Below are 511 nucleotides of genomic sequence, written 5' to 3' on the forward strand. Positions count from 1 at the left end.
CTGGAGATCGTCAAAAAATTCTATCAGTAGATCAATGGGGGACAATTGCTTGGGATTATTTTTACAGAGCTTTTAAAGGATGTTCGAATTTAGTTGTAAACGCAATCGATAATCCAGATTTATCAAATGTAACCACTTTGAGAGAAGCATTCATGAAGTCAAATGTGAATGGTGGCTTCGAAAACTGGAATACGAGTTCAATCATATATACAGTGCAAATGTTCGCTTTTTCGCCTAATTTTAATTGTGATATTTCTTCTTGGGATGTCTCGAACGTTAAAGGCTTTGCTTCAATGTTTCAAACTACTCCATTTAATCAAGATATTGGAGCTTGGAACACCAGTTCTGCTCAAAATATAGGGCTTATGTTTTGTGACTCGCCATTTAATCAAGATATTTCTGGATGGGATGTTTCTAGTGTAACACAGATGTATCAAATGTTCAATAGTAACTATGTCTTTAATCAAGACCTCAGCTCATGGGTAACATCAAGTTTAGAAAATGTATTTAA

The 511-nt window shown here is 34.6% G+C and carries 1 protein-coding gene; it reads left to right on the top strand.

Annotated features, from left to right (window positions below):
* Window positions 1-511: BspA family leucine-rich repeat surface protein (locus FRY74_RS12785; RefSeq protein WP_147102231.1), on the top strand; the 511-nt coding region annotated here is incomplete at both ends.

The organism is Vicingus serpentipes, from assembly GCF_007993035.1.
Taxonomy (GTDB): Bacteria; Bacteroidota; Bacteroidia; order Flavobacteriales_E; family Vicingaceae; genus Vicingus; species Vicingus serpentipes.